The organism is Pseudomonas sp. NBRC 111140, assembly GCF_001320885.1.
Taxonomy (GTDB): Bacteria; Pseudomonadota; Gammaproteobacteria; order Pseudomonadales; family Pseudomonadaceae; genus Aquipseudomonas; species Aquipseudomonas putida_P.
In genome coordinates this window covers 23,483-32,860 of sequence record NZ_BCBQ01000077.1, presented here as the reverse complement: position 1 = coordinate 32,860, position 9,378 = coordinate 23,483, and the positions used below count along the sequence as shown (strand labels likewise).

Sequence of the window (9,378 nt, the reverse complement as noted above, 5' to 3'; positions counted from 1 at the left end):
CACTGGCCCCGGCGGGTATCTCGAACCCGCGTGCGCGCAGGTGGCCTGCCAGGTCGTCCTGATCAATCAAATCCGCATGCATCATGGCTGTTGTCCCTTTTATCGCTAAGAGAGTGCTGCTGTGATTTACGACCGATTCTGTGACGACCACGACATGCCCGCAACAACAGAATGCCGGCATGGCTGCTTTGGCTAAGAACAGGTCGTTTACGGCTAAATCCACCTGGCGGGAACTGCGCACACTCAAGCCATCTACAGCAACCGAGGGTTTGGTCACCCTCACTCATGCACAGTGGATGTTGCTCGCGCTTGGCCCCGGATGCTCACGGCTTTCCGGGGCTATTTTTTTCTTACCGTGCTGCAGGCAGCGATATCACCCGGCCCACGAACTCGGCCGGCGGCAGATCCTGCTGCTGTTCCAGCAACCCTTGCAGCAACCCGGCACTCTGCTCACTGAACGGCGCCGCCTTTGGCCCCGCCAGGTCCACATGCAGCAGCATCTGCTCACTGGCCGCCAGCACCTGGTCGAACCCGGCCCGGTGCAGGCTGTGGTAGACATGCAGGCGCTTGCGATCGCAACCGATGATCTGCGTCTGCACCCACACCTCGGTGCCTAGCTTTACTTCATGCAGGTAGTTGATGTGCGCTTCCAGGGTGAACAACGAATTGCCACTCTGCCCACGGCTGTCGGCATCCAGGCCGATGCGCTCCATCAGCGCATCGGTGGCGTAGCTGAAGATCAGCAGGTAGAAGGCATCGCGCAGATGCCCGTTGTAATCGACCCAGTCCTCCTGGACTGGGGTGCGGTAAGTGATCAGTGCAGGCATTGCGTGGTCCTCAGTCGCCGAAAGCCATGCCGTGTTTGGCCTTGCTGGTTTTCACCGCTTCCAGCACCGCCAGCAGCGTGTCATCACGGTAGCGCTCAAGTGCGGCGATGCTGCGTTCACCCAGTTGTTCAGAAGTGCCGTCTACCACATCGTCGATCAACTGGTCGGTCAGCTCCGGTGCTGGCAAGTAGGTCCAAGGCAGTTTCAGCGCTGGGCCGAACTGCGACATGAAGTGGCGCATGCCGGCATCGCCACCGGCCAGAGTGTAGGTGAGGAAGGTACCCATGAACGACCAGCGCAAGCCGGCGCCAAAGCGGATCGCATCGTCGATCTCGCCGGTAGTCGCCACACCGTCGTTGACCAGGTGCAGCGCCTCGCGCCACAGCGCTTCGAGCAGGCGGTCGGCGATGAAGCCTGGCACTTCCTTGCGCACATGCAGTGGGCGCATGCCGAGGGTGGTGTAGATGGTTTTTGCCGCTTCGATGGCTTCTGGCGAGGTGCGGTTGCCGCCGACGATTTCTACCAGAGGCAGCAAGTAGACTGGGTTGAACGGGTGACCGACCACGCAGCGCTCAGGGTGAGTGGACGACTCGTAGAACTCGCTGGGCAACAGGCCCGAAGTGCTTGAGCCGATAATCGCGTCAGGCTTGGCCGCCGCGCTTATCTTCGCGTGCAGGTCGAGCTTGAGGTCCAGTCGCTCTGGTGCGCTTTCCTGGATGAAGTCGGCGTCGCGCACGCATTCGTCGATGGTGGCCACGAACCTCAGGCGGTCTTGTGATGCGCCAGGTGCCAGGCCTTGCTTTTCAAGCGCCGGCCAGGCATTGGCGATACGTTTGCGCAGGGCTTGTTCGGCGCCGGGGGCCGGGTCCCAGGCGACCACGTCCAGGCCATGGGCGAGGGCGCGGGCGACCCAGCCGCTGCCGATCACGCCGCTACCCAGGGCGGCGAAAGTCTTGATCTCGGTGATGAAGGGCATATCGGTCTCCTGAAAAGATCAGCGGCGCTTGAGGTTCATTTTTTCCCGGCCTTCTGCCGGGCTGAGTACACGGCCACCCATGCGGGTGATGATCTCGGCTGCGCGTTCCACCAGTTGGCCGTTGCTGGCCAGTACACCACGGTCCAGGTACAGGTTGTCTTCCAGGCCGACCCGCACGTTGCCGCCCAACAGCACCGCTTGCGCTGCCATGGGCATTTGCATGCGGCCGATGCCGAAGCCAGCCCAGGTGACGTTGGCTGGCAGGTTGTCGACCATGGTTTTCATGGTGGTGGTGTCGGCCGGCGCGCCCCACGGGATGCCCAGGCACAGCTGGAACAGCGGGTCTTCGAGCAGGCCTTCCTTCATCATCTGCTTGGCGAACCACAGGTGGCCGGTGTCGAAGATTTCCAGCTCGGCCTTCACCCCCAGTTCGGTGATGCGCTTGGCCCCGGCGCGCAGTTGTGCGGGGGTTGAAACGTAGATCGAGTTGCCGTCACCGAAATTGAGCGTGCCGCAGTCGAGGGTGCAGATTTCCGGCAGCAGCGCCTCGACGTGGGCCAGGCGCTCCAGAGGGCCGATCAGGTCGGTGCCTGGGCCGAACTCCAGGGGCGTTTCACCGGGGCCGATTTCCAGGTCGCCGCCCATGCCGGCAGTGAGGTTGACGATGATGTCCACATCGGCTTCGCGGATGCGTTCCATGACTTCGCGGTACAGCGCCACGTCGCGGCTGAAGCGGCCGGTTTGCGGGTCGCGGACGTGGCAGTGGACCACGGTGGCACCGGCTTTGGCGGCTTCGACGGCGGATTCGGCGATCTGCTTGGGGGTGACCGGGACCAGGTGGCTTTTCGAGGCGGTGTCGCCAGCGCCAGTGAGGGCGCAGGTGATGATGACGTCGTGGTTCATGGTGCGGTTCCTTGTGGTGTCTGTGCTGGCCTTTTCGCGGGCAAGCCCGCTCCCACAGGGTCAGCAGTGACCCTGAACTTGGCGCTGTACCTGTAGGAGCAGCCTTGTGCTGCGAAAGCGCCGGATCAGTTAGCGGTAAGCTTCAGATTGTCCGCAGCCGGCTTGCCATCGAAGGTGGTCACACCCTCAAGCCAGCGGGCCTTGTCGTCGGGGTGGTCCTTGAGCCATTGGCGGGCCGATTCCAGCGCATCCTTGTGGTCGAGCAGCGGCTGCATCATGCGGCTCTCGTCCTCGGCGCTGAAGTTCAGGTTGGCCAGCAGGCGGTGGGCATTGGGGCAGCGTTCGGCGTAATCCGGCGCAGTCACCGTCCACACCGTCGCGCGGCCTTCGTCAGGGCCGAGCGCATCCTGGCTGTCACCCAGGTAGGCCATGTCGATGTTCACGTTCATCGGGTGCGGCGCCCAACCGAAGAACACCACGGCTTCCTTGCGCCGCACGGCGCGATCGACGGCGGCCAGCATGCCGGCCTCGCTGGACTCGACCAGCTGGAACTTGCCCAGGTCGAACTGGTTCTTGGTGATCATCGCCTTGATCTGGGTGTTGGCACCGGAGCCGGGTTCGATGCCATAGATCTTGCCACCCAGCTCTTTCTCGAACTTGTGGATGTCGGCGAAGGTCTTCAAACCCTTGTCGTAGAGGTATTTCGGTACGGCCAGGGTGGCGCGGGCGTCCTCCAGGCTTGGCTTGTCCAGTACTTTGACCTGGTTAGCATCGACGAACGGGGTAATGGTTTGGGTCATGATCGGGTTCCAGTAACCCAGGAACATGTCCAGGCGTTTGTCGCGTATGCCGGCGAAGATGATCTGCTGCGAGGCGCTGGTCTGTTTGGTCTGGTAGCCCAGGCCATCGAGCAGCACCTGGGCCATGGCGCTGGTGGCGATGACGTCGGTCCAGTTGACCACGCCCAAGCGGACGTTTTTGCAGGCCGCAGGCTCTGCGGCGAAAAGCGGGGAAGTGGCGATGCTGCTCAGGGCAAGGGTCAACAGGCTGCGGCGGATCAAGCTGTGCATGGTGGCTCTCCATCGGCAGTGCATATTGTTATGGGTTCCGACCTCTCTGGGCCGTGTGAACACGCTACGCTGCTGGCAGGGTGAAAAATCGCACCCTGGCGACCAACAGTTGCACGGAGGCGACCACCTTTGCCGTGGAGCATGCAATGCCGCAAATCATTCATTTCCTGTTGTTGCCAGGCTTCTCGGCAATGGGCTTCATCAGTGCCCTTGAGCCACTACGGGTGGCCAACCGCTTCAAAGGCCCGTCCTATCGCTGGCAGGTGCTGAGCCTGGACGGTGGCGCTGTGCAGGCCAGCAATGGCATGTCGGTGAACGCCGATGCGGCGTTGGCGGCCGGCGAGCCGGGCGGCATCTTGCTGATCGTGGCTGGCTTCGACCCGTTAGCCTGCTATGGGCCGCCACTGCAGCAGGCGCTGCGCCGCCTGGACCATGACGGGGTGATTCTGGGCGGCATCGATACCGGCGCTGTGGTGCTGGCGGAAGCTGGCTTGCTCGATGGCCACCGGGCTACCGTGCATTGGGAGGCGCTGGAGGCGTTCAAGGAAAACTACCCGAGCCTGCAGGCAACCCAAGAGCTGTTCGAGATCGACCGACGGCGCATCACCTGTGCTGGCGGCACGGCATCGATCGACCTGATGCTCGACCTGATTGCACAGGCCCATGGCAGCGAGCTGGCGGTGCAGGTGTCGGAGCAGTTCGTGCTCGGGCGTATCCGCCAGCGACAGGACCATCAGCGCATGCAGATTGCCAGCCGCTATGGCATCAGCAACAAGAAACTGGTGAAGGTGATTGGCGAAATGGAGCGCAACACCGAGCAGCCGCTCAATACCCAGGTGCTGGCTGAAGCGGTGCAGGTGACCCGGCGCCAGCTGGAGCGGCTGTTTCGTGTGCACCTGGACGACACACCCAGTGGGTTTTATTTGCGCCTGCGGTTGGACAAGGCGCGGCAGCTGTTGCGCCAGACCGACATGAGCGTGCTGGAGGTGGGGGTAGCCTGCGGGTTCGAGTCCGCTTCGTACTTTACCCGCTGCTACCGGGCGCGGTATCAGCGTTGCCCGCGGGAGGATCGCTTGGCTCGGGCGCTATGAGGGTCTTGGGCAGCCCCAAAACCTGGGGCCGCTTTGCGGCCCTTTCGCGACCCAGGGCCGCTCCCACGTCATCGGCAGCCCCTATTGCTGACCAATGCTCTGCAGGTATTCCGACCGGTCATCACTGCGCTGCGCCACGCAGGTATCCCAAGCCGCCTGGAACGCCTTGCTCCCTGGCTTTTCGGCATAGGTCTCGACCTTGCAATCCGCATCGCGCAACTGTGTCCACAGTTTTTCGGCCGCGTCCATGCGCCCGATCAGCGCGGTGGCCTGGTCGCCTTCTTCGGCATATTGATCGCGGATGCGCTGGATCAGGTCGTCATACGCCGCTTTCAGTTCGCGCTCGGCAGTCTGCTTGTTGAACGCCGCGCACGCGTAGGTCTGCTGGTCGGTTTCGACGTTGTCGCACGGGGTGCTTTCTTCCTCGCCGGCCTGGGCGCCCGATACGACAGCCAGCAGTACCAGCCATGCCAATGATTTCATCCGTTTTCTCCTCAACAGGCTGACGAATCGCAGGGATTCTCGCTCAGCCGAGGGCAAGGCGGTAGCTCTCTGACGAAATGTTCATAAAGCAGCCAGAAAGGTCGTTATCGAGACTGTCTCTCATCGCCAGGCGCCGCGCCAGAGGGCGTGTTGTCGCGCGTTGACGCTTTCGGCAAACCCCCTGTCGTTTTTGCATCGGGGCGCCTTTGGGCACAGGCATATGCTGGCCCCAAAGCGCCGGCACAAGGTTTGGCGCCAACCATTCAATAAAAGGGGACAGCCTGATGAGCCCAGCCGAACTTCATGCCGACAGCATCGTCATCGACGGCCTGATCATTGCCAAATGGAACCGCGAGCTGTTCGAGGACATGCGCAAAGGCGGGCTGACCGCGGCCAACTGCACGGTGTCGGTCTGGGAAGGCTTCAAGGCTACCGTCGACACCATCGCCGCCAGCCAGAAGCTGATCCGCGACAACAGTGACCTGGTCATGCCGGTGCGCACCACCGCCGACATCCGCAAGGCCAAGGAACTGGGCAAGACCGGCATCCTCTTCGGCTTCCAGAACGCCCACGCGTTCGAAGACCAGATCGCCTATGTGGACGTGTTCAAGCAACTGGGCGTGGGCATCGTGCAGATGTGCTACAACACCCAGAACCTGGTAGGCACTGGGTGCTACGAGCGTGACGGCGGCCTGTCGGGCTTCGGTCGTGAGATCGTCGCGGAAATGAACCGCGTAGGCATCATGTGCGACCTGTCCCACGTCGGCTCCAAGACGTCCGAAGAAGTCATCCTCGAATCGAAAAAGCCGGTGTGCTACTCGCACTGCCTGCCCTCGGGCCTGAAAGAACATCCGCGCAACAAGTCGGACGAAGAGCTGAAGTTCATTGCCGACCACGGTGGCTTCGTTGGCGTGACCATGTTCGCGCCGTTCCTGGCCAAAGGCATCGATTCGACCATCGACGACTACGCCGAAGCCATCGAGTACACCATGAACATCGTCGGTGAAGACGCCATCGGTATCGGTACCGACTTCACCCAGGGCCACGGCCAGGACTTCTTCGAGTACCTGACCCACGACAAGGGCTACGCCCGACGCCTGACCAACTTCGGCAAGATCATCAACCCGCTGGGCATCCGTACCGTGGGCGAATTCCCCAACCTCACCGAAACCTTGCTCAAGCGCGGCCACTCCGAGCGCGTGGTGCGCAAGATCATGGGCGAGAACTGGGTCAACGTCCTCAAGGACGTCTGGGGCGAGTAAGCCGCTCTCCAAGCCTGATAGCCCCTGCCAGCAACGCCGGGGCACCCAAATAAAAATTTTTATGGAGTTGAGTTTCCATGGCCAAGATCGCCCCGCAATTGCCAATCGAAGTCGACAGCGAAACCGGTGTCTGGACCAGCGACGCCTTGCCGATGCTGTATGTGCCGCGCCATTTCTTCGTCAACAACCACATCGGCATCGAGGAAGTGCTGGGCGCTGACGCCTACGCCGAGATCCTCTACAAGGCTGGCTACAAGTCCGCCTGGCACTGGTGCGAAAAAGAGGCCGAATGCCATGGCCTGGAAGGCGTAGCGGTGTTCGAGCACTACATGAAGCGCTTGAGCCAGCGTGGCTGGGGCCTGTTCGAAATCCAGGACATCGACCTGGATAAAGGCACCTGCAGCGTCAAGCTCAAGCATTCGGCGTTCGTGTACGTGTATGGCAAGTGTGGCCGCAAGGTCGACTACATGTTCACCGGCTGGTTCGCCGGCGCGATGGACCAGATTCTCGCTGCCCGCGGCAGCAAGATCCGCACCGTGGCCGAACAGGTCTACGGCGGGTCGGAAGAAGGCCACGAAGATGGCCTGTTCGTAACAAAGCCGTTGTAAGCCGGAGATAGCGTCATGGCATTCGAAGCAATGTTCCAGCCGATTCAGATCGGCAAGCTGACCATCCGCAACCGTGTGCTCAGCACCGCGCACGCCGAGGTCTACGCCACTGACGGCGGCATGACGACCGACCGCTACGTGAAGTACTACGAAGAAAAGGCCAAGGGCGGCATCGGCCTGGCGATCTGCGGCGGTTCGTCCGTCGTCGCCATCGACAGCCCGCAGGAATGGTGGGCGTCGGTCAACCTGTCGACCGACCGCATCATCCCGCACTTCCAGAACCTGGCCGACGCCATGCACAAGCATGGCGCCAAGATCATGATCCAGATTACCCACATGGGCCGTCGCTCGCGCTGGGACGGCTTCAACTGGCCGACCCTGATGTCGCCGTCGGGTATCCGTGAACCCGTGCACCGCGCCACCTGCAAAACCATCGAAGTGGAAGAGATCTGGCGGGTGATCGGCAACTACGCGCAGGCTGCGCGTCGTGCCAAAGAGGGCGGCCTGGACGGTGTGGAACTGTCGGCGGTGCACCAGCACATGATCGACCAGTTCTGGAGCCCGCGGGTCAACAAACGTACCGACGAATGGGGCGGCACCTTCGAAGGCCGCATGAAGTTCGGCCTGGAAGTCCTGAAAGCCGTGCGCGCCGAGGTCGGTGACGACTTCTGCGTGGGCATGCGTATTTGTGGCGACGAGTTCCACCCTGACGGCCTCAGCCACGAGGACATGAAGCAGATCGCCGCGTACTACGACAGCACCGGCATGCTCGACTTCATCGGTGTGGTTGGCTCGGGTTGCGACACCCACAACACCCTGGCCAACGTCATCCCCAACATGAGCTACCCGCCGGAGCCGTTCCTGCACCTGGCGGCCGGTATCAAGGAAGTGGTCAAGGTCCCGGTGCTGCATGCGCAGAACATCAAGGACCCGAACCAGGCCACGCGCATCCTCGAAGGCGGCTATGTGGACATGGTCGGCATGACCCGTGCGCACATGGCCGACCCGCACCTGATCGCCAAGATCAAGATGGGCCAGATCGACCAGATCAAACAGTGCGTCGGTGCCAACTACTGCATCGACCGCCAGTACCAGGGCCTAGATGTGCTGTGCATCCAGAACGCCGCGACCTCCCGTGAATACATGGGCGTGCCGCACATCATCGAGAAAACCACCGGCGTCAAACGCAAGGTGGTGGTGGTTGGCGCCGGCCCTGCCGGCATGGAAGCGGCCCGGGTGGCTGCCGAGCGCGGCCACGACGTGACCCTGTTCGAGAAAAAAGACCAGATTGGCGGGCAGATCACCATCGCCGCCAAGGCCCCGCAGCGTGACCAGATTGCCGGTATCACCCGCTGGTACCAGCTGGAGCTGGCGCGCCTGAAAGTGGACCTGCGCCTGGGTACCGCCGCTGATGTGGCCACCATCCAGGACCTGCGCCCGGACGTCATCGTACTGGCGGTAGGCGGGCATTCGTTCCTGGAGCAGAACGAGCACTGGGGCGCTGCCGAAGGCTTGGTGGTCAGCAGCTGGGATGTGCTCGACGGCAAGGTTGCACCGGGCAAGAACGTGCTGGTGTACGACACCATCTGCGAGTTCACCGGCATGTCGGTGGCCGATTTCATCGCCGACAAGGGCAGCCAGGTCGAGATCGTCACCGACGACATCAAGCCGGGCGTGGCCATGGGCGGCACCACTTTCCCGACCTACTACCGCAGCATGTACCCCAAAGAAGTGATCATGACCGGCGACATGATGCTGGAAAAGGTCTACCGCGAAGGCGACAAGCTGGTGGCGGTGCTGGAGAACGAATACACCGGCGCCAAGGAAGAACGCGTGGTCGATCAGGTGGTGGTGGAGAACGGCGTGCGGCCTGATGAGGAGCTGTACTACGCGCTGAAGGATGGCTCACGCAACAAGGGCCAGATCGATGTGGAGGCGCTGTTTGCCATCAAGCCACAGCCGATCCTCAGCCAGCCGGGCGAAGGTTACCTGCTGTATCGCATTGGCGACTGCGTGGCCCAGCGCAACGTGCATGCAGCGATCTACGACGCCTTGCGCCTGTGCAAGGACTTCTGATCGCACCGCCTTTCTAGAGGCGGGACTGGCCCCCTGTGTAGGAGCGGCCTTGTGTTGCGAAAGGGTCGCGTAGCGGCCCCAA

Annotated in this window: 9 protein-coding genes and 1 pseudogene; 4 read left to right on the top strand and 6 right to left on the bottom strand. The window is 62.2% G+C overall.

All coding sequences use genetic code 11. The features are described 5' to 3' along the window. The 5 genes and pseudogenes from APH42_RS30310 to choX form a co-directional block, all read right to left on the bottom strand. Positions 1-277: pseudogene (locus tag APH42_RS30310) on the bottom strand (hypothetical protein); the annotation flags it as partial. A gap of 73 nt (positions 278-350) precedes the next feature. Further along, complete coding sequence (locus tag APH42_RS21615; RefSeq protein WP_060494191.1) at positions 351-827, bottom strand: thioesterase family protein; 477 nt, start codon at positions 825-827, stop codon at positions 351-353. A 10-nt stretch (positions 828-837) separates the two neighbouring features. Next, on the bottom strand, positions 838-1,803 hold the full coding sequence (locus APH42_RS21610; protein ID WP_060494190.1) for an L-carnitine dehydrogenase: 966 nt from the start codon (positions 1,801-1,803) through the stop codon (positions 838-840). 18 nt (positions 1,804-1,821) lie between these two features. Next, the gene (locus APH42_RS21605) at positions 1,822-2,706 is read right to left on the bottom strand and encodes a 3-keto-5-aminohexanoate cleavage protein (protein ID WP_060494189.1); all 885 of its coding nucleotides are present in this window, start codon (positions 2,704-2,706) and stop codon (positions 1,822-1,824) included. A gap of 125 nt (positions 2,707-2,831) precedes the next feature. Then, positions 2,832-3,776 (bottom strand): choline ABC transporter substrate-binding protein, encoded by a 945-nt coding sequence (choX, locus tag APH42_RS21600; RefSeq protein ID WP_060494188.1) that lies wholly within the window; start codon positions 3,774-3,776, stop codon positions 2,832-2,834. A gap of 146 nt (positions 3,777-3,922) precedes the next feature. On the opposite strand from choX, the gene APH42_RS21595 reads away from it, so the two are divergent. Then, entirely contained in the window at positions 3,923-4,867 is a 945-nt protein-coding gene (locus APH42_RS21595; RefSeq protein ID WP_012270105.1) for a GlxA family transcriptional regulator, read from the top strand. 81 nt (positions 4,868-4,948) lie between these two features. Here APH42_RS21595 and APH42_RS21590 read toward each other — a convergent pair whose 3' ends face one another. Continuing rightward, positions 4,949-5,350, bottom strand: a complete 402-nt coding sequence (locus tag APH42_RS21590; RefSeq protein ID WP_060494187.1) for a lysozyme inhibitor LprI family protein — start codon at positions 5,348-5,350, stop codon at positions 4,949-4,951. A gap of 284 nt (positions 5,351-5,634) precedes the next feature. On the opposite strand from APH42_RS21590, the gene APH42_RS21585 reads away from it, so the two are divergent. From APH42_RS21585 to dgcA, 3 genes are all read left to right on the top strand, one after another. Beyond that, complete coding sequence (locus tag APH42_RS21585) at positions 5,635-6,612, top strand: dipeptidase (protein ID WP_060494186.1); 978 nt, start codon at positions 5,635-5,637, stop codon at positions 6,610-6,612. A gap of 77 nt (positions 6,613-6,689) precedes the next feature. After that, positions 6,690-7,220 carry a DUF5943 domain-containing protein gene (locus APH42_RS21580; protein WP_008091518.1) on the top strand — a complete coding sequence of 177 codons (531 nt, stop codon included), beginning with the start codon at positions 6,690-6,692 and terminating at the stop codon, positions 7,218-7,220. Positions 7,221-7,235: 15 nt separating this feature from the next. Continuing rightward, positions 7,236-9,296: a dimethylglycine demethylation protein DgcA gene (dgcA, locus tag APH42_RS21575; protein WP_012270107.1), complete on the top strand. Its 2,061-nt coding sequence runs from the start codon at positions 7,236-7,238 to the stop codon at positions 9,294-9,296. The last annotated feature ends 82 nt before the right edge of the window (positions 9,297-9,378 follow it).